The following is a 17,087-nucleotide window of genomic DNA, read 5'->3' as shown; positions in this document are numbered from 1 at the left end:
GGGCTCGGGGTGGTTTGTGTGGGGGAGCCGAGCACCCCCACGCCCCCTTGCCGGGGGTCTCCCGACCCCCGGACCCCCAGCGTGGGCCGGGGAGCGTGGTCCTCGCCATGGGGGCGCTACGCGCCTGAGGGGCCCGGCGCGGGGTACTTGTGGGTGGTTCTGTGGCCGGAAACGATCACTTGGCCGGTGATGAGTGGCTCGACGGGGTGTGGGGATGGCCGCTCACACCGTGGACGGCTGAAGGTCCTCCAGTGTCACGAGCAGCTGCTTGGCGAGGGTGTACTCCAGCCTGTGGAAGGCGTCCAGCGGGATGTGCAGGTCCCATTCCACCTCCACGAGGCCCTGCGGGGAGGGCTGCACCGCGTCGCCCACCACGCCGTACGGCTCGGCGGACCGCGCGGTGTAAACGCAGGCCGCGCGGCGCAACCGCGGGCAGGTGGCCAGCGCTCCGGGGATACAAGCGCGGCAGGTGGGCGGCGCATTGGAGAACGGCTTGCCAGTCGAACCGGTCACGGGCGGATCGGCCAGAAGCCACGAGACACGGCCGGTGGACGTGTCGCGGGCCGGGCCGCCGCACACCTGGCAGAGCAGGCGCAGCATACAGCGACGCTGCCGCAGCGTGTTGACCATCTTCCATTCGGGGCGGCCTCCACGGTGCAGGCCCGGCCGATGCCAGAGCACGCCGAACAGCCAATCCTGCCCGGCGGCGCCGGCGAACCCGAGCCTCCAGCCGTCCGTGGCGCACGCGTCGGGGATGAGCGTGAACGGCCGCTCGGCGAACTCTCCGTCGTAGGCGGTGATGTACGGCACGCGCAGCCGCGACATCACGCTCACATCTGCTCCCGGGAAAGCAGTTGGCCCACCCGCGCCCAATCCTGCGGTGAAACCACGCCGTAGCCATGGACGAACAGCTTCACCAGGGCCTCGACATCGGGTCCGCCCAGTGCCTCCACCACGGAGTAGCGGACATCACGGTAGTGGAGCTGTGGGCACGTGAGCCGACGCCCCCGGCCAACCTGTTCGGCGAGCGAGTACTCCAGCGCTCGACGGCACGTCGCGATGCTGAGCTCTGTGGCACTGCCTGCGGGTTCATCCACGAGACCCATCTCATCCGCCCGTGATACGACTGCGAAGAGGACACTGGAGGCGGACCCCGGACATCCGTCGTGTCCGCCCCCGCCCTCCGGAGGTATCCGCGATGAGCAAAGTTCCCGCCTGGTCGCGTCGGCTTCGCACCGAGCGGACCAGGCGTGGATGGTCTCAGCGAGACCTCGCGGGCCAGTTGGCGGCCGTCGCGGGCAGGCCGTTCCCCGAAGCGGAAAGCGTGGTGCGCCGCATCCGCGACCACGAGCGGGGCAGGCATCGGCCCGACGACGAGTACGCGGAGCTGTACTGCCGTGTGTACGGGCTGAGCGAGCATGCGCTCTTCGGCGACCCGGCCGACGACACCGACCCTGGCGACGAGATCGACGCGATAGAGCTCGCCCGCCGGGCAGCAGCGAGCGACGTCGGCAAGGAGACCCTTGAGCGGCTGGAACTCGCGGTGGACGACTTGGCCTCCGCCTACCCTCGCACGCCGCCGGCCCAGCTTCTCGGACGGGTGAGGCGGCACCTGGAGTATGTCGACCGCCTCCTCGACGGCAAGAAGACTCTCACTGAGCACCGTCGGCTTCTTGTGGCCGCCGGCTGGCTGTCTCTGCTCGGCGCGACCTGCCACATCGACCTGCGCCAATACCCGGCCGCCGCCGCACGGCTGCGAACTGCCGCTCAGCTGGCCGGGCACGCCGAGCACCAGGAGATCAGGGCGTGGTGTCTGGAGACAGAGGCATGGCAGGCCCTCACCGAGGGCGAGTACCACCACGCCATGGTTCTCTCCCAAGGGGCGCAGGATGTCGCGCCACGCAACAGCTCCGCCTTCATCCAGGCCACCGGGCAAGAAGGTCGCGCCTGGGCGCGCATGGGAAGAGGCGCAGAGACCCGGGCTGCGCTCACCCGTACCCAGGCGCTGGTCTCGGCCATGCCGATGCCGGATCGGCCAGAGCACCACTTCCGCTACGACCCGGCCAAGAGCGAGGCGTACACGGCCACGACCTTGGCATGGCTCGGCGACCCGGCCGCCGTACCGTGCGCGCGTCAGGTGCTCGACCGTCTGGAGTCCCGGGAGGACGGCGGACCTCGCCCGCGCCGCGCCGCCTCGGCACGCCTCGACCTTGCCCTTGCGCTGCTCGCCACCGGCGAGCCGGGAGAGGCCGGGCATGTTGCGCTCCAGGCGATGATGACCCGGCTGCTCGTTCCGTCGAACTACTGGCGGGCCAAGGAGGTCATCGTGGGCGTCGAACAGCGCGGCGTCCCCGAGGCCGACGAGCTTCGCGAGGTCTATCACGAACTGTACGGTCAGCCGGCGCAGCGTCAGATCGGCCCCACTTCTTAGGGCGCACACGCACGGCTGATCGTCGATCTTGGGAAGTCACGCAGCGGCTCGACGTGGCCTTCGGTGGAGGCCACGATGGGAGGGTTCGTTGCAGAACCCCCCGGGGGGTGGTCTGTTGAGGGAGCCGAGCTCCCCACACCCCCTTGCCGATGGTCTCCCGACCCCCGGACCCCCAGCGTGGGCCGGGCACGGTGTTGGAAGGGCAGAGACTCTCGACGCGAGGCCGTACGAGCTGAGAACGGTCTCTCGCGGCGGGAACTGGAGGCGGTCGTCTACGCTCTGCGCATGATGTCGGAGGACTTGACCAGGTTGACCGGCTTGCTGCATGAGATCGGCCTGCTCAAGCGCTACAAGCGCACGGGATGGCTCATCGCGGGGGTGCGCGATCCGGAGAGCATCGCCGACCACTCCTTCCGCACGGCGATCATCGCCGGCGTGATCGCGGCCATGGAGGGGGCCAATCCTGAGCGGGCGGCGTTCCTCAGCCTGTTCCACGACACGCAGGAGACCCGTGTCACCGACATCCCGTACATCGGCAAGCGCTACCTCAAGGCGACACCCAACGAGCAGGTGACGGCGGACCAGGTGCGCGGCCTGCCCGAGCCGGTGGCGGAGATGCTCGGCGGAGCGGTCGGCGAGTACGAGGAGAAGGCCAGCCTCGAAGCCGTCTGCGCCCGTGACGCCGACAAGCTGGAATGCCTCATCCAGGCCACGGAGTACCGGGAGCAGGGGCACCAGAACGTTCAGCCCTGGATCGACAGCTCTCTGGCAGCGCTCAGGACTCCGACCGCGAAGCGCCTGGCCGACGAGGCTCTACGGACGGGAACCCTGGACTGGGTGAGCCGCATCCTCAACGGCGACCAAGCTGAGTGACATCTGGTCCGGACACGGCCATCGAGTCGTTGAGCGTCGCTGGGGTCGGATCCAGTGCCGGAGCTTGGATGAGCTGGAGGAGCGGAGGCGTCGAGCCGCCTCCGAGGCTGGCTGGGTGAGATCGCAGGCCTCCAATGCCTGCGGGACAAGCGGTCGGACGCGTTGCGGCGGACCCGTGTTGCCCACCAAGTCAACCTCGGCATGCCGGCCATAGCCGCGGCTCGTTGGCGCCTGCCGTACGGCATGACAGTGTGTCTTTGCGTGTTACCTGAGGTTCTGCGGCGTGCGGCGATAGATCAGGTGAGTCACGCCGATCCCCTCGATGATCTCCGCCGGTTCGAAGCCGATCGGAGCTGTGTCGCCAAGCCCGGTCAGCATGGGTGTACCGGCGCCGAGAACCACCGGCACGATGTCCATCCGCAACTCGTCGAGCAGGCCGGCCCTCAGCGCGTCGGCCACGGTCCCGCCGGGGCCGACGCCGACGTCGCGATGTCCTGCCACCTCGCGGGCCCGCGCGATCGCGTTCTCCACGCCGTCACTGACGAACGTGAACGGCGTCGTGGCCTCCCAGCCGGCCGGCGGTGGACGGTGGGTGACGACGAACACCGGCACGCCGCTCGGGTGCCGCCCATTCCAGCCCGCGGTGAGGTCGAACAGGTTGCGGCCGACGACACAGGCCCCGACCCGCTCTTGGAGTTCACGCAGGTATCTGGCGGTCGCCTCGGAGGTGCGGTAGGTCAGCCGGTCCGGATCGGCCGTGGGGGTGGCGACGGTGCCGGCCGTACACCATGCGAACAGCCGGTCGAACCCTGTCTGGCCAGGCCCGGAGATGTACCCGTCCAGCGAGACCGACGCCTGTGTGAAGACCTTTCCCATGGTGCCCCCAGAGCGTTCGCGATCTTGACAAATCCGGACTCTAGCACATATAAAACCATTAGGTTATTGAACCGGGGGGTTATCGATATGGTGGCAAGCGACTTGACGTTCGCGCCCTGGTCGACCCCAGCCGGCGGGCCACCCTGGCCCGGCTCGCGACCGGCGATGCCGCGCGGCTGGCCGCGCCATTCGCGATGAGCCGGGCAGTCCGTCTCCCAGCACCTGCGGGCCTGGTCGGTCGCGGGCGCGACGCGCAACGCCGGCGAAGAATACGACTGTCTTGCCACCTTCATCCACGAAAGGCGCCATCCGTGACCGACACCTCCACCTCCGCCAACGAGATCCCCAAGGATTCCGGCAACCCGCCAGTGCCGCCCGGCACGCTGTTGCTGGAGCTTGTGCCGGTGCCGGTCACCGATATCGAACGGGCCAAAGCCTTCTACCAGGACCGGCTCGGGTTCCGCCTCGACGTCGACGTCAACCCGAAGCCCGGTATCCGCATCGTCCAACTCACCCCACCCGGTTCGGCATGCTCGATCACCCTCGCCGAGGGTCTCCCCACCCTCGACATGCCGCCGGGAACACTGCGCGGCCTGCACCTGGTGGTCGCCGACATCGAGGCGTCCCGCGCCGAACTCGTCGAACGCGGCGTCGAGATCAGCGAGGTCGAGGACCTCGGCGGAGTGTTCTACGCGTACTTCGCCGACCCCGACGGCAATACCTGGTGCCTACAGCACATGCCCTGGCGCTAACCCCAAAAAGGCCGGCCGCCGAATCGTTCAAGATCGGTGGTCGCCGACCTGACCAGGGCGTTCGTCGGCGTTGAGGCGTTCGATGAGGCCGTCCAGCAGGTCGCGGAGCAGGACGGTCAGGTGTTCGCGCTGGTGCTCGTCGAGGTGGGCGACGAGCGCGTCCTCATGGGTCAGCAGCGCGTCGACGGTGTCCTCGACGAGCCGGTGCCCGGCATCGGACAGGGTGACCGTCTGCGTGCGCCCGCGCGGGCCGCGCGTGGTGCGCACCAGGTCCGCCTGCTCGGCGCGGGTGACGCGCTGGCTGATGGCGCCCGCCGTGACCAGGCAGGAGGTGCTCAGTTCTGCCGGGCTCATGGTGTACGGCGGGCCGCTTCGCCGCAGCGTGGACAGCAGGTCGAGGGTGGCGCCGTCGATGCCGAGCCGGGCCAGCGTGCGGCGGCGCTCATCGCCGAGCAGTTTGGCGGCCCGCCAGACGCGGGTGATGATCCCGATCGACTCCACGGGGGTGCCGGGACGCTCCCGGCGCCAGGCCAGTTGGATCTCGTCGACGGCGTCGGGGTTGCTGTGCTGGGTCACGTTGCCTATCGTACAAGGAGAAGTTTAGGCCTAAACAAGGAGTTCGACATGACGCGTACAGCCGTGGTGACGGGTGGCGGCACGGGGATCGGGAAGGCGACGGCGGCGGCGCTGGCAGCCGATGGACTGGAGGTAGTGATCACCGGCCGCCGCCGGGACGTCCTGGACAAGGCGGTGGCCGAGCTGGGGGACAGGGTGCGGGCCGTGCCGTTCGACGCGACGGTGCCCGCGGAGATCGAGGCCGCGTTGCCCGAACTGCCGCAGCGGGTGGAGGTACTGGTCAACAACGCGGGCGGCAACACCGACTTCGGGCGTCCCGAGCACCCGGGCCTGGACGGGCTGCGGGCGGCGTGGCTGGCCAACCTGGAGGCCAATCTGGTGGGCGCGGTCCTGCTGACGACGGCGCTCACGCCACGGCTGGCGGACGGAGGCCGCGTCGTCACCCTCGGATCGATCGCCGCGGCCAAGGGCGCCGCGGGTTACGGCGCGGCCAAGGCCGGGGTGCTCGCCTGGAACGCCGAACTGGCCTTCCACCTCGGCGGTCGCGGCATCACCGCCAACGTGGTGGCGCCTGGGCTGGTCGAGGAGACCGAGTTCTTCGGCGACGGGCTGGCCGAGCAGCGCCGTACCGCGCTGGTGGCCCAGACCGCCACCGGCCGCGCCGGGCAGGTCGAGGACGTCGCCGCCACGATCGCCTTTCTCGCATCCTCCGGCGCCGGCCACATCACCGGCCAGGTCGTGCACGTCAACGGCGGCGCGTACCTCGGCAGCTGACAACCCGGGCGGACACGAGGAGAAGGGCCTGATCACCTCCGCCTCCCTGCGAGATCCGCGGCCCGTCCGGCTGAGGCGGGAGGTGCGCTTTGGGTCAGGTGAACGCGTCCACCCCGGTCAGTTTCGCGGACAGCTCCCACAGCCGCGCGGCGCCGACCGGGTCGACGGCCCACGGTTTGACGCCGCCGACGAGCATGTCGTCCGTGGTCGCGGGCGCGGCGACCGCGCAGTCCTGGCAGTAGGCGCCGCCAAGCCCGTCGAGCGCGGGCGAGGTGGCCGCCCACGTCGCGGTCGCCGCGCCCTGCGCGGGCGTCTTGAACCCCTGCGCGGGCTGCCCGTCGGCCGTGATCCACCCCTGCGCCACCTGCTCCTCGCGGGGGATCCGCCGCTGGAGCGGCGTGAGGATACTCCCCGGATGTACGGCATGCGCCTGGATCCCCAGCCGATCCAGGTGCACGGCGAACAGGGCGTTGGCCGTCTTCGACTGCGCGTACGCCAGCCAGTGGTCATACCCGCGGTGAAAGTGCGGATCATCCCACCGCATGCCAGACAGAAAATGCCCGGCCGAACTCACCGACACCACCCGAGTCCGCCCCGGCACCAGCGCCGACCGCAGATGGTTGACCAGCGCGAAGTGCCCGAGATGGTTGATCGCGAAGTGCGCCTCCCACCCGTCCCCGATCCGGGTCTCCGGCCAGGCCATGATGCCCGCGTTGGCGATCACGATGTCGAGCGTCGCGACCGGCGGAGAGAAGTCCCGAACACTGGCCAGATCAGCCAGATCGAGCGCCAGAACGTCCACCCGCTCGGTCCCGAGCAGCGCCCGCCGTGCCACCTCCATACGCCGGGCAGGCACGATCACCCGCGCCCCCGCCCCGCTCAGCGCCCGCGTGATCTCCAGCCCGAGCCCCGAGTACCCGCCGGTCACCAGCGCGTTGGATCCCCGCAGGTCCACCCCGGCAAGCACCTCGTCGGCCGTACTCCATGCCCCGTATGTCGTCATGCGGAGGAGACTAAAATCTAGAGCGCACTCTAGGTCAAGCTAAGGAGAGGCTCGGGCATGCCCCTGTCAATCGGCGAGGTGTCACAGGCCACCGGCCTGAGCGTGCACGCCCTGCGCTTCTTCGAACGCGAGGGACTCCTGCTACGCGACATCCCGCGCACGCTCGGCGGCCAGCGCGCGTACGAGCGAGCCGACGTCGACTGGCTCCTGCTGTGCAACCGGCTGCGCGATTCCGGCATGCCGATCGCGACCGTCAAGCGCTTCGCCGACCTCGTCCGCGAGGGCCCCGGCAACGAACCCGACCGCCTGGCGCTCCTACGCGAGCACGAACGCCAGGTCGAAGCCAGGATCGACGACCTGCGCGCCTGCCTGGCGGTGATCCACGACAAGGTCGTCGTCTACGAGCACCACGTAAAAACCGGCACCGCCACCGGCCTCTGGTCCCCACCTACTGCCTCACGCCCGCTTTGACGTGCCGGGAAGCAGCCATTTCGCCCTCGGCGCGATATGCACAGACTCTCAGTCGTTAATTGAGGAGGCTACGAGAGAGTCAAAGTTGAGGCTCTTCCATAAAGTGGATTCAATCCATGCGCCGAAGTCATCACGAACTCGGGGACAAGGTCCCAGTGTTATCGTCGTTGTGCGGAACTACCGAGCCGGTGATGTCAGATGCGACGACTCCCCGCAGAGCTCCTGGAAGCGGTGGCGGCAGGCGATGTTGTGCCCGTCGTCGGAGATTCGCTGAATCTCGGCAGACCGGCGGGCCCGGCCACGCCAGAGCAACTGGTGGCGGTGCTACGTGACCGAATGGGAGCCGAGTCTCTCGGTCGGCCGACCTACCGTGATCTTCCTCTGCTCGCTGCCCAGTACGAGGCGATGCGCGGCCCCCACGCGCTCGGCAGGCTGATCCAGGAGGAACTCGGCCAGTCCAGACCTCCCGTCAAGGACGCGCTTCTGCTGGCGGCCAAGACGTGCACAGAGGCGTTGATCACGACAAGTGTGTCCCACAGTGCGGAGGCCGCACTGATCCTTGCGGGTCACCGGCGCCACACGGTCATCGCCGATCCGATCAACGCCGCGTACGCATCCAGCAGCCATCGGCCGTGGCTCATCAAGCTGGCCGGATGCGTTTCAAGACCTGAATCCGTCGTGATAAGCCAGGATCAGCTCATGTGGTTCTCCACGGCGATGGACCAGGTGGGTATCCTCGTCCGGGGGATTCTGCTCACCAAAACTCTGGTTTTTATCGGATACGCTCTTGATGATCCGTATCTCGAAATGTTGCACACTTTGCTGCAGACGTCGCCGACGCATTCCAGAAGAAGATACATTGTAACCGACCAGGAAATCCCGGCGATGGCGGCAATATGGGGGCGGCGCGGCTATGAGCTCATCTCGGGGGAATTGACCGAGAGCCTTACCGAGCTTGCGTCGCGGGTGAATCCGCGGGGACGATCGCTCCACCTTGCTCCGTCGGATCGTCAGCTTTCCGCTCTGCGACCGTTCAGGTTCCTCGACTACTTCACCGAAGCTGACTTGGAGGTCTTCTTCGGCCGCGACCACGATTCCGCCCTGCTGGCATCTATGGTGGTGAGCAGTCCATTCACCCTCATCGTGGGCCCGTCGGGAGTCGGTAAGACCTCCCTGGTGAATGCTGGGCTGGTACCGAAGCTGCACGCCGAGGGCTTCAATACGTACGCGGTGAGAGCTCTTCAGCACCCTGTGACGGAGATCCTGGCGGCGATCGGGCCTGAGGGGGCCCATGTCGCATCGGATGATCTGCACGACGCGCTCCGGCAGACGCTGCCCGGTAAACCAACCGTCGTCATCATCGACCAGTTCGAAGAGTTCTTCATGCGGGTCGGACCTGAGTCGCGCGAACAGTTCGCAAGGCAGCTCAGCGAGTGCCTTGCCAGCGAATCTCTGGATCTGCGAGTGGTCGTGGTCATACGCGAGGACTTCCTGCACTGCCTGCTGGAACTCGAGCCGCCGATAGACCATGTGTTCAAGAATCGCTATGCGGTTCGTCCGTTCACGCGTTCGCAGGCGATGCAGTTCTTCGCCTCGACCGCGCAGCGCTTCGCCATCGACATCGCACCTGCACTGGTCAGCCGCCTCCTGGATGACCTCGACAACGGTGGCATAGATCCGGCGCAACTGCAGATCGTCTGCCATGTGCTCCACGTGAACAGCTCGTCCGTTCTTGGGCTCGACGCCTACGAGCGACTCGGTGGCACCTCCGGCATCCTCGCGGCGTATCTCGATTCCACCCTTGAACAACTGCGTCCCGACCTACGTGAGGTGGCAAAGATCATCCTCGCTTGCATGGTCTCGGCGGACCGGACAAAGGCGATGATGACCACCACGGAGATCGAGCGTGACACGCTCATGACCCGTGTCACGGTTTCCTCGGCGACGCTTCAGCAAGTCATCGACGAGCTTGTCAAATGGCGGGTCATACGTCCCGTTCCCGGACGTGATCGAGTCCTGGAGCTTGCCCACGATCTGCTCGCCCAGAAGATCTGGGCATGGATCGAGCCTGCTGAGGTGGAGCGGAAGTACGCCCGGCAGATTCTCCATCAGTCCGTGATGGACTTCGACCGGCTGAGGGCACTGCCGGGGCCGATCCAATGGGCAACGATCGAGAGATATCGGGAGGAGATCTCGTTCTCTCCCGAGCAGGCACGGGTGGCGCTCAGAACGGCCCTCCATCGGGACGAGAATGTGGCCTGGTGGATGGAGACGGCCGCACTCGCCGGACTCGACATCGGCCGTGAGCTTGTTCTGCTCATTGAATCTGCTGATCCCGAAGCCCAGCTTGCCGCGCTGGACTGGCTGATGGCCGCCGATCATGCCAGCAAGGCCGACATACTGGACAGGTGTCTGGAGAGTGCCTACCCAGCCATCCGCCGTACGGCACAGCGTCTGACCCGGGGACACTACGAGGCTGCTGCGACCTTGACGGATGACGATTTTGTGGTGATTGCCAGCGGAGAATTCCTTTTCGGCACTGAGGATCCTCGATTTGAGCACTCGCAACCGGCATACCGCGTCCATGTGTCTTCTTATGCGCTTCAGCGGTTCCCTGTGACCAATCTGGAGTACGCTGATTTCGTCCGAGCAGGCCTGGCCAGGTCGCCTGAGCATTGGGGCAGCGAAAATCCTCCGCTTCGCCTCATGGAGCATCCGGTGACCCAGATCAGCTGGCACGAAGCAAACGCCTTTTGCGCTTGGTATGGCGAAAGAATACAACGCCCTGTCCGGCTTCCCACCGCGGCCGAATGGGAAAAGGCGGCCGGCTGGGATCCTGTTGCACAGCAGAAGCATCCGTGGGCATGGGGTGACCAATATGATTCCCGCAAAGCGAACACGCGGACGGGTGGCCCGGGTAAGACGACCGCCATTGGGCAATACTCTCCAGCAGGCGGCGACAGCCCTTACGGTGTGGTCGATATGTGCGGAAATACCTTTGACTGGGTATCGGATTGGTGGGCTTCTACGCACGACACCACCTGCTACAAAGATCCGGTGGGACCGCGCAGGGGTCAGCATAAATGTGCACGGGGTGGTTCTTGGGCGGGATCGGCGGAAGGAGCCAGCGCGGTGAGCAACAAGTACTCCCTTGCTCCGGACACGCGTAATGAATATGTCGGCTTCCGGATGGCATATTCACTGGCTCGCCAGTCGGAACGGGGCTGAGGAATCCATCATGACAGAGAGAAAAGCGGACTTCCCTGTCGTCATCGACGAGGCCCGGATGCGGCTACTGGCCGACACCATGGGGCAACTGAAGCTTGCCGAAGACTTCTCGGCGCAACTGACGCCGATGACCGGAGCCGATGACGAGACTGCCTTGCGTGCATATCTGTGGGCAGCTGCCATTTGCCACTCTACTAAAGGTGGCCTGTCTGGATACTTCTCCGGAAGATACTTCAAGGGCTGGGATTTCCTTCTGCGTGCATTCGTCGGACAGGCGGCGCTGGCCCCTGGTTCGCTCGATCCGGCAGTCATGGCACGGTGCTCCGCGCGGGATCTCGATGTGCTGCTCTCTGCCCACAGCACACGAACCGAAATGTCACTGGCAGACCTACCCAGGCGCGCGGAGATTCTCCGCGAGACGGCCGCGGAGCTCTCCAGCCAGTTCGATGGCAGTGTGTTGAGGTTGCTCCGCCAGGCGGACAATGCCGTGGGCGGGACCGAGGGTGCCTACGCGCTCCTCGAAAGGCTGCCAGCGTTCCGTGACGTGCTGCAAAAGAAGAGCAGCGCGTTTCTTATGACAGTGCACTTTTCGGGGCTATGGCACATCGAGGATGATGAGAACATCCTGCCCATGATCGATTATCATCGGATGCGGGTGCTCATGCGCACTGGCTGCATCGTGGTGCAGGATGCGGAGACAAATCGACGGCTCAGAAACAGGGAACGTGTGGAGCCGATCGTGGAAGCTGTCATTCGCAAGGCTTCAATGCGGGTCTGCGCTATGCTGCCCAAAATTGCGGACATGCCAATGTTCGACTTCGATGTGCTGTTGTGGGCTCATGCGCGGAGCTGCTGCAGAAATGCTCCCGTGTGCACCAGCGGGAAGATGGAGAACGATTCCTTTACGTCCTATCTATCAATACCTTCGATGGACCGCTGTGTCTTCGAAGCCTGGTGTCCCGGCGCCGTGGACGCGCGTGTCCGCGATTTCTGGGAGCCGATTGTGGCGACGGAGGACTATTGAGAAGGCTGAGACGGTGTTAACTGCTTCGCCTTGACGAGAAGCTGCTAGTGGGCGATCATTAGGTCCCCTGGCTCGGGATGGGTATCCCATGTGGCACGAGGCACAGCTGCGTGAAATCTCGCAAGAGCTGGAACCGGCCAAGCATAGTTTTACCTACACCTATCCACCGCCGTATAGGGCGCTACGTGACGGTGAATGCGGTGGTGTAACTGGAAAGTCTCTGCAGGTTTGGCGTGACTTCAGCATGTACCTGCACGTTCCGTTCTGCAGGATGAATTGCAACTTCTGTAGCCTTCATCGGCAGTTGAGCCGGGACGCGGAGGAAGTCGAGGTCTATCTTGCGGCCTTACGTCACGAGGTTCGAATACTGGATGAGCAGATCCCCAACGCACGGCTGACTTCTCTCTACCTGGGCGGCGGCACACCGAGCATGCTTGAGCTAGGGCAGGTCAGTGGTCTTTTGGACCAGATAGCCGCGAGCTCCGCGGTGGAAGTGACGATGGAGTGCGCTCCGGACGGCGCGCGTGACGCGTCGCAATGGCGGTCCTACTTGCGCACCCTCACGTCACGGGTGCACCTGCCCGTTTCCCGGGTGAGCATCGGGGTGCAGAGCTGGCAGAACCGCACGCTGCGCAGAATGGGAAGGACCGGGATCCACACGACCGAGGATCTCCTGAGGGCGGCAGACACTTTCGTCCCCAGCTACAACGTGGACTTCGTGCTCGGCTATCCACAGGCACCCACCACGATGGTGGAGGAGGCGCACGGCATCCTGCGCGCAGTGGATGTCCTTCGCCGCCGCGGTTTGACGCTGCCGAGTGTGAGCGTCTACCAACTCTGGGATGTCGACCGGATTCCGGCAACGCGCCGCCGCGCGGACGAGCTACCCGGGCGCACGCTGGTCGCTGAGGCGCTGTGGCATGTACAGAGCGGTCTCTATGACAGGGGGTACGGCTCCAGCGCCGGCACGACCTTCGTCCGAGGCCCGGAGCACAGGCACAAATGGGCGGCGCATCGTTACAGGGATTTTCGGCACCTGGGTCTCGGCTCCGGAAGTTATTCATTCTTGCCGTCGGGTTTCGCGCAACGTGCCCGCAACGTGGCCGGATACCAGCGGGTTTTGGCTGACGACCGAATCTCCTGGATGGAGGTCGATCACGCTCTGAACACCGTGTTTCACCTGAGCAATGACGACGTCGAGATTCGGCGCATCATCGGTGGGCTCCGCTCTGGAAGTCCGGTCGCGCTACCTGACCCCACTCCCTCACTCAGTTCGCGCATCGACGAAATACTGGGGAAGGTTAGTCGGCTGTGCGAGGTTGAGGTCCTGGAACGGCAGGCCGGAACCGTTGCGCTGGCGGAAGCCGCTTTCATGCTGACCAACGCCGTTTCGGCCTTCCTCCACCCGGCGGACTGCCCGCGGAAGCCGTCCCGAGTGTGAAGCGGATCAGACGGCCGCGGCTAGGTCGCGAGAGAAGCTGAGTGCGTCCTGGTCGATGACATCGACATGTTCCTCCCGCCACACCTGGATCGTGGCCGCGGCGACGCCACGTTGAACCGCGTAGGCCCGGCGCCGCAAGGGTCCAAAACGCCGCGTGCATGTGTAGAAGATCCGCTTGAAATCAGGGTCATTCAGTGCGTAGCCGATAAACAGCAGCGTTTTGGTAGCGAAGTACCCGTCGACCAAGGATGCAAGCCCGGGACGAACGGCAAACAGATCGTAGTAGTCCTTGTCGGTCACCACGATGGTGTCGGGGCGTGCCAGGGTGCCGTGCAGTTTGATCACGGGCACCTCGGCACTCTGAAGGAAGGGCAGCTCGGAGTCAGTGACCAGCGTCCGATGGCGTATGCGCTGAACGTGGAGTGCGCGCTCGATCAGATGGTCCCAATTCGTGGAGACATACGCGGTGAAGGGAAGCCCGCACAGAGCGAGGTGGGCTGCGGTCGGCGGTAACCGATCGTCGTTCACCCGGCCGAGAAGGAACGTCAGCAAGGCGTGCCGGCCACGCATGGCCGAGTAGGTCGTCGAGACCTCGACCAGGTCGTCCTTATTGCCGTCGAAGCCGTCGATGCGATCGGAGAGGCCGTGGGCAAGCTGGACACCAGTGGGCAATCCGGCTTGGGCTGAAAGCCCTGCGCCGCAGAAGACGATTGTCTCTCCGTGCCGGACGGAGTCGATCAGCTCGGAGGGAATTGGAGCCGACATAGCCGCATTGTAGCCATTAATAGTCGCGATCCGGCAGATAGGGTCTGGCTATTTGTAGATCCTCGAAGAAGCCGTCAGTGAACGTGAGTTCGCCGCTACTGCACTTGAGCGCTAGGCTTTCTGGGCGATCATAGCCAACCCAGGCCACTTCTTGCGCGTCCACGGAATCTTGACGTGGCTGCTCATCTGTGCTTCCGAGCAGCAGATAGCGGTAACGCCCATAGGAGTTGATCCCGTGGCTCAGCAGTGTGAGTTCGCGCAGGGACACGCCTGTCTCCTCGCGAACCTCCCGCCTCGCCGCATCGAGAGGCGTCTCGCCTGAGATGATGGCCCCGCAGACGTGGTCGATGTCGCCGGGATTCACGTCCTTGCACAGCGACCGCTGGTGCACCAGGATCTCACCGCGAGCATTGTGAATGACGACGATTACTATCTGAAGATAGAAATCGTGATATCGGCCGATGTCGTATCGCGGAATCGCGGGAATGGCAATTCTGCCGCCGCTGTCCACCAGGTCGACGGTCTCGGTCATTGAAGGAGAATACTGATAGCCGATATTAATCGTCAATCGCAAGTAGGTTTATTCGGAAACGTTCCCTTTGGGGTGATCGCTGAATGCCTACCGGGGCAGGGCGCTGCCCTTCTTCCACTCGGTCCAGTTGAGCTGCCAGTAGCTCCAGCCGTTGTTCCAGTCGAGCTTGCGCTTCGTGCCGGTGATCTTGATGACGTCGCCGCGCTGGGCGATGCCGTAGAACCACTTGGCGCCGGCGGGGGTGGCGCGTACGCAGCCGTGGCTCTGGTTGCTGCGGCCGAGGAAGTGGTAGTAGCCGGCGCTCTGGTGGACGTACTCGCCGCTGTCGGAGATCCGGACCGCCCAGGGGATCTCCTCCTTGTAGTAGCGGGGGTCCTTGGGGTCGGTGACGCCCAGCCACGAGGAGGTCATGGTCTCGATGGGCTTCTTGTTCATGGCCAGGTGGATGCCGCTGGTGGTCAGGTAGACGTCGACGCCGTTCTTGACCAGGCCGCCCTTGCCCGCGCTGATCGGGATCTTCTTGGCGAGCTTGCCGTCGCGGGTGACGCGCATGACGTGCTTGCGGGTGTCGACGACGGAGATGTTCGCGGGGCCCACGGCGAAGCGCTGGGTGACGTCCTTGACGGACTCGTTGCCGGCCAGCTTGCTGAGCTGGGCGGTGAAGGTGACCTTCTGGTGCGGCTTCCAGTAGAACTTGGTGCGGTAGATGACCTTGCGCGCCGACACCCAGCGCCAGGCGCCGTCCACCGGCCGCTCCGACTGGACCTGCAGCAGCGCCTCGACCGCCGCCTTGTCCTGTACGTCGCGGTCGAAGGTCACGATGATCGGGAAGCCGACGCCGACCTTCTCCTTGTCCTGCCCCATTGGGGTGATGTCGGCGATATCCAGCTTTTTCGCAGCAGCGGCGGTGACGGCCGCGGCGGGCTTCGCGTGCGCGACAGAGGGTACGGCCAGCAGGCCGCATGCCAGCGCCACGGCGACGAGCAATCTCACGTGGGTACTCCGGGGACAAAGAGGGTGGTGCGTTCCAGAAGTAAGACAAGTGACGGGCGGGGTTGGTGCGTCCGATCCGTGTAACGATCTTGCAACGGCTTCTGGCGCGGCGCTTGGGCCGCGATGGGTAGGGTGCGGGCTGTGCGAGTACTCATCAGCGGTGGAGCGGGTTACATCGGCAGCACGATCGCCTCGGCGTGCCAGGACGCGGGGATCGCCCCGGTCATCCTGGACAACCTGGTGACCGGTCGCAGGGAGTTCGCCGAGGAGCGGGACTTCTACGAAGGCGACATCGCGGACGGCACGCTGATCGACCGGATCTTCGCCGACCATCCGGACATCGAGGCGGTCATCCACTGCGCCGCGCTGATCGTGGTGCCCGACTCGGTGGCCGACCCGGTCGGCTACTACCGCGCCAACGTCGCCAAGAGCCTCGACTTCGTGGACCACCTGATCAGGAACGGCTGCCGCCGCCTGATCTTCAGCTCGTCCGCCTCGATCTACCGGGCGGGCGACGACTTCACCGTGGACGAGGAGTCCGGCCTCGACCCGCAGAGCCCCTACGCCCGCACCAAGGCGCACTGCGAGGCGATGTTCGCCGACATCGCGGCCACCCAGCCGATCGACGTGCTGTCGCTGCGCTACTTCAACCCGATCGGCGCCGACCCCAAGATGCGCACCGGCCTGCAACTGCGCCGCCCGAGCCACGCGCTGGGCAAGATGATCGAGGCGTACGAGCTGGGGGAGCCCTTCCAGATCACCGGCACCGGCTGGCCGACCCGCGACGGCTCCGGCATCCGCGACTACATCCACGTCTGGGACCTGGCCACCGCGCACGTGGCCGCGCTCAAGCGGTTCGACACGGTCATCTCGCAGGCCCAGGTGATCAACCTGGGCACGGGCGAGGGCACGACGGTGCGGGAACTGGCGGACGCGTTCAACGCGGTCGTGGACCGGCCCGTCGAGGTGGTCGAGACCGCCGCCAGGCCCGGAGACGTGGCCGGCGCCTACACCCGCAGCACGCTGGCCGGTGAACTCCTGGGCTGGACGGCCGAGCACACGGTCGCCGAGGGGATCCGGCACTCGCTGGAATGGGCGCGGATCCGGGACACCCGCCTGGCGTGAACGCCGTCGGCCGGTCAAGGGAGCGGCGTCACGGCGGGGACCACGTGAGACTGCCGGGCGGCGCTTGAGGCCGGGCATGGGGTACGGCGGGGCGCGGTGGGCGCGGCCCTGCCGTAACAGCGGAAACCGCCGTGACGGCGGGAAAGCGACCGTGACGGCGGGAAAGTGATCGTGACGGCGGGAAAGTGATCGTGACGGCGGGAAAGTGAACGTGACGGCTGGA

At 65.8% G+C, this 17,087-nt stretch carries 17 protein-coding genes; 9 read left to right on the top strand and 8 right to left on the bottom strand.

The features are described from left to right. Nucleotides 1–222 precede the first annotated feature (222 nt). Both ACFWYW_RS57680 and ACFWYW_RS57675 read right to left on the bottom strand, forming a co-directional pair. Nucleotides 223–834, bottom strand: a complete 612-nt coding sequence (locus ACFWYW_RS57680) for a hypothetical protein (RefSeq protein ID WP_379610108.1) — start codon at nucleotides 832–834, stop codon at nucleotides 223–225. Next, a complete protein-coding gene (locus ACFWYW_RS57675; RefSeq protein ID WP_379610107.1) occupies nucleotides 831–1,097 on the bottom strand; it encodes a hypothetical protein in 267 nt (88 codons plus the stop codon). The genes ACFWYW_RS57680 and ACFWYW_RS57675 overlap by 4 nt, the downstream gene beginning before the upstream one ends. Before the next feature lie 101 nt (nucleotides 1,098–1,198). On the opposite strand from ACFWYW_RS57675, the gene ACFWYW_RS57670 reads away from it, so the two are divergent. Beyond that, entirely contained in the window at nucleotides 1,199–2,431 is a 1,233-nt protein-coding gene (locus ACFWYW_RS57670) for a multiprotein-bridging factor 1 family protein (protein ID WP_379610106.1), read from the top strand. Nucleotides 2,432–2,719: 288 nt separating this feature from the next. Beyond that, nucleotides 2,720–3,304, top strand: a complete 585-nt coding sequence (locus tag ACFWYW_RS57665; protein WP_379610120.1) for an HD family hydrolase — start codon at nucleotides 2,720–2,722, stop codon at nucleotides 3,302–3,304. A 264-nt stretch (nucleotides 3,305–3,568) separates the two neighbouring features. On the opposite strand, the gene ACFWYW_RS57660 is transcribed toward ACFWYW_RS57665, so the two are convergent. Next, entirely contained in the window at nucleotides 3,569–4,180 is a 612-nt protein-coding gene (locus ACFWYW_RS57660; RefSeq protein WP_379610105.1) for a dihydrofolate reductase family protein, read from the bottom strand. A gap of 311 nt (nucleotides 4,181–4,491) precedes the next feature. Here ACFWYW_RS57660 and ACFWYW_RS57655 point away from each other — a divergent pair, with 311 nt between their 5' ends. Then, the gene (locus tag ACFWYW_RS57655; RefSeq protein WP_379610104.1) at nucleotides 4,492–4,932 is read left to right on the top strand and encodes a VOC family protein; all 441 of its coding nucleotides are present in this window, start codon (nucleotides 4,492–4,494) and stop codon (nucleotides 4,930–4,932) included. Between the two features lie 27 nt (nucleotides 4,933–4,959). On the opposite strand, the gene ACFWYW_RS57650 is transcribed toward ACFWYW_RS57655, so the two are convergent. Further along, on the bottom strand, nucleotides 4,960–5,508 hold the full coding sequence (locus ACFWYW_RS57650) for a MarR family winged helix-turn-helix transcriptional regulator (RefSeq protein WP_379610103.1): 549 nt from the start codon (nucleotides 5,506–5,508) through the stop codon (nucleotides 4,960–4,962). 48 nt (nucleotides 5,509–5,556) lie between these two features. Here ACFWYW_RS57650 and ACFWYW_RS57645 point away from each other — a divergent pair, with 48 nt between their 5' ends. Further along, nucleotides 5,557–6,282, top strand: coding sequence for an SDR family oxidoreductase (locus ACFWYW_RS57645; RefSeq protein ID WP_379610102.1), 726 nt, complete (start codon nucleotides 5,557–5,559; stop codon nucleotides 6,280–6,282). A gap of 94 nt (nucleotides 6,283–6,376) precedes the next feature. Here ACFWYW_RS57645 and ACFWYW_RS57640 read toward each other — a convergent pair whose 3' ends face one another. Further along, entirely contained in the window at nucleotides 6,377–7,285 is a 909-nt protein-coding gene (locus ACFWYW_RS57640) for an oxidoreductase (RefSeq protein ID WP_379610101.1), read from the bottom strand. Between the two features lie 57 nt (nucleotides 7,286–7,342). Between ACFWYW_RS57640 and ACFWYW_RS57635 the strand changes: the two genes are divergently transcribed. The 4 genes from ACFWYW_RS57635 to ACFWYW_RS57620 all read left to right on the top strand — a co-directional run bounded on the left by ACFWYW_RS57635 (nucleotide 7,343) and on the right by ACFWYW_RS57620 (nucleotide 13,449). Beyond that, nucleotides 7,343–7,756, top strand: a complete 414-nt coding sequence (locus tag ACFWYW_RS57635; protein WP_379610100.1) for a MerR family transcriptional regulator — start codon at nucleotides 7,343–7,345, stop codon at nucleotides 7,754–7,756. Nucleotides 7,757–7,954: 198 nt separating this feature from the next. Beyond that, complete coding sequence (locus ACFWYW_RS57630; RefSeq protein WP_379610099.1) at nucleotides 7,955–10,984, top strand: SUMF1/EgtB/PvdO family nonheme iron enzyme; 3,030 nt, start codon at nucleotides 7,955–7,957, stop codon at nucleotides 10,982–10,984. Nucleotides 10,985–10,994: 10 nt separating this feature from the next. Next, nucleotides 10,995–12,008 carry a hypothetical protein gene (locus ACFWYW_RS57625; RefSeq protein WP_379610098.1) on the top strand — a complete coding sequence of 338 codons (1,014 nt, stop codon included), beginning with the start codon at nucleotides 10,995–10,997 and terminating at the stop codon, nucleotides 12,006–12,008. Nucleotides 12,009–12,096: 88 nt separating this feature from the next. After that, nucleotides 12,097–13,449 (top strand): radical SAM protein, encoded by a 1,353-nt coding sequence (locus tag ACFWYW_RS57620; RefSeq protein WP_379610097.1) that lies wholly within the window; start codon nucleotides 12,097–12,099, stop codon nucleotides 13,447–13,449. Between the two features lie 6 nt (nucleotides 13,450–13,455). Here the strand turns inward: ACFWYW_RS57620 and ACFWYW_RS57615 are convergent, their stop codons facing one another. The 3 genes from ACFWYW_RS57615 to ACFWYW_RS57605 all read right to left on the bottom strand — a co-directional run bounded on the left by ACFWYW_RS57615 (nucleotide 13,456) and on the right by ACFWYW_RS57605 (nucleotide 15,739). After that, a complete protein-coding gene (locus tag ACFWYW_RS57615) occupies nucleotides 13,456–14,214 on the bottom strand; it encodes an SIR2 family protein (RefSeq protein ID WP_379610096.1) in 759 nt (252 codons plus the stop codon). 16 nt (nucleotides 14,215–14,230) lie between these two features. Further along, nucleotides 14,231–14,746 (bottom strand): NUDIX domain-containing protein, encoded by a 516-nt coding sequence (locus ACFWYW_RS57610; RefSeq protein ID WP_379610095.1) that lies wholly within the window; start codon nucleotides 14,744–14,746, stop codon nucleotides 14,231–14,233. A gap of 87 nt (nucleotides 14,747–14,833) precedes the next feature. Further along, the gene (locus ACFWYW_RS57605; protein WP_379610094.1) at nucleotides 14,834–15,739 is read right to left on the bottom strand and encodes a L,D-transpeptidase; all 906 of its coding nucleotides are present in this window, start codon (nucleotides 15,737–15,739) and stop codon (nucleotides 14,834–14,836) included. Nucleotides 15,740–15,880: 141 nt separating this feature from the next. On the opposite strand from ACFWYW_RS57605, the gene galE reads away from it, so the two are divergent. Beyond that, nucleotides 15,881–16,864: a UDP-glucose 4-epimerase GalE gene (gene galE, locus ACFWYW_RS57600; RefSeq protein ID WP_379610093.1), complete on the top strand. Its 984-nt coding sequence runs from the start codon at nucleotides 15,881–15,883 to the stop codon at nucleotides 16,862–16,864. Nucleotides 16,865–17,087 lie beyond the last annotated feature (223 nt).

Source organism: Nonomuraea sp. NPDC059023 (assembly GCF_042740095.1).
Taxonomy (GTDB): Bacteria; Actinomycetota; Actinomycetes; order Streptosporangiales; family Streptosporangiaceae; genus Nonomuraea.
Note: the sequence above shows the minus strand (reverse complement) of the source record. Positions and strands in the feature narration are given on the sequence as shown.

Excerpts from the sequence above, each read along its gene's own strand:
- ACFWYW_RS57670 (WP_379610106.1), top strand. The coding sequence starts at position 1,199 with ATGAGCAAAGTTCCCGCCTGGTCGCGTCGGCTTCGCACCGAGCGGACC.
- ACFWYW_RS57665 (WP_379610120.1), top strand. The coding sequence starts at position 2,720 with ATGTCGGAGGACTTGACCAGGTTGACCGGCTTGCTGCATGAGATCGGC.
- ACFWYW_RS57660 (WP_379610105.1), bottom strand. The coding sequence starts at position 4,180 with ATGGGAAAGGTCTTCACACAGGCGTCGGTCTCGCTGGACGGGTACATC.
- ACFWYW_RS57645 (WP_379610102.1), top strand. The coding sequence starts at position 5,557 with ATGACGCGTACAGCCGTGGTGACGGGTGGCGGCACGGGGATCGGGAAG.
- ACFWYW_RS57640 (WP_379610101.1), bottom strand. The coding sequence starts at position 7,285 with ATGACGACATACGGGGCATGGAGTACGGCCGACGAGGTGCTTGCCGGG.
- ACFWYW_RS57635 (WP_379610100.1), top strand. The coding sequence starts at position 7,343 with ATGCCCCTGTCAATCGGCGAGGTGTCACAGGCCACCGGCCTGAGCGTG.
- ACFWYW_RS57630 (WP_379610099.1), top strand. The coding sequence starts at position 7,955 with ATGCGACGACTCCCCGCAGAGCTCCTGGAAGCGGTGGCGGCAGGCGAT.
- ACFWYW_RS57625 (WP_379610098.1), top strand. The coding sequence starts at position 10,995 with ATGACAGAGAGAAAAGCGGACTTCCCTGTCGTCATCGACGAGGCCCGG.
- ACFWYW_RS57620 (WP_379610097.1), top strand. The coding sequence starts at position 12,097 with ATGTGGCACGAGGCACAGCTGCGTGAAATCTCGCAAGAGCTGGAACCG.
- ACFWYW_RS57615 (WP_379610096.1), bottom strand. The coding sequence starts at position 14,214 with ATGTCGGCTCCAATTCCCTCCGAGCTGATCGACTCCGTCCGGCACGGA.
- ACFWYW_RS57610 (WP_379610095.1), bottom strand. The coding sequence starts at position 14,746 with ATGACCGAGACCGTCGACCTGGTGGACAGCGGCGGCAGAATTGCCATT.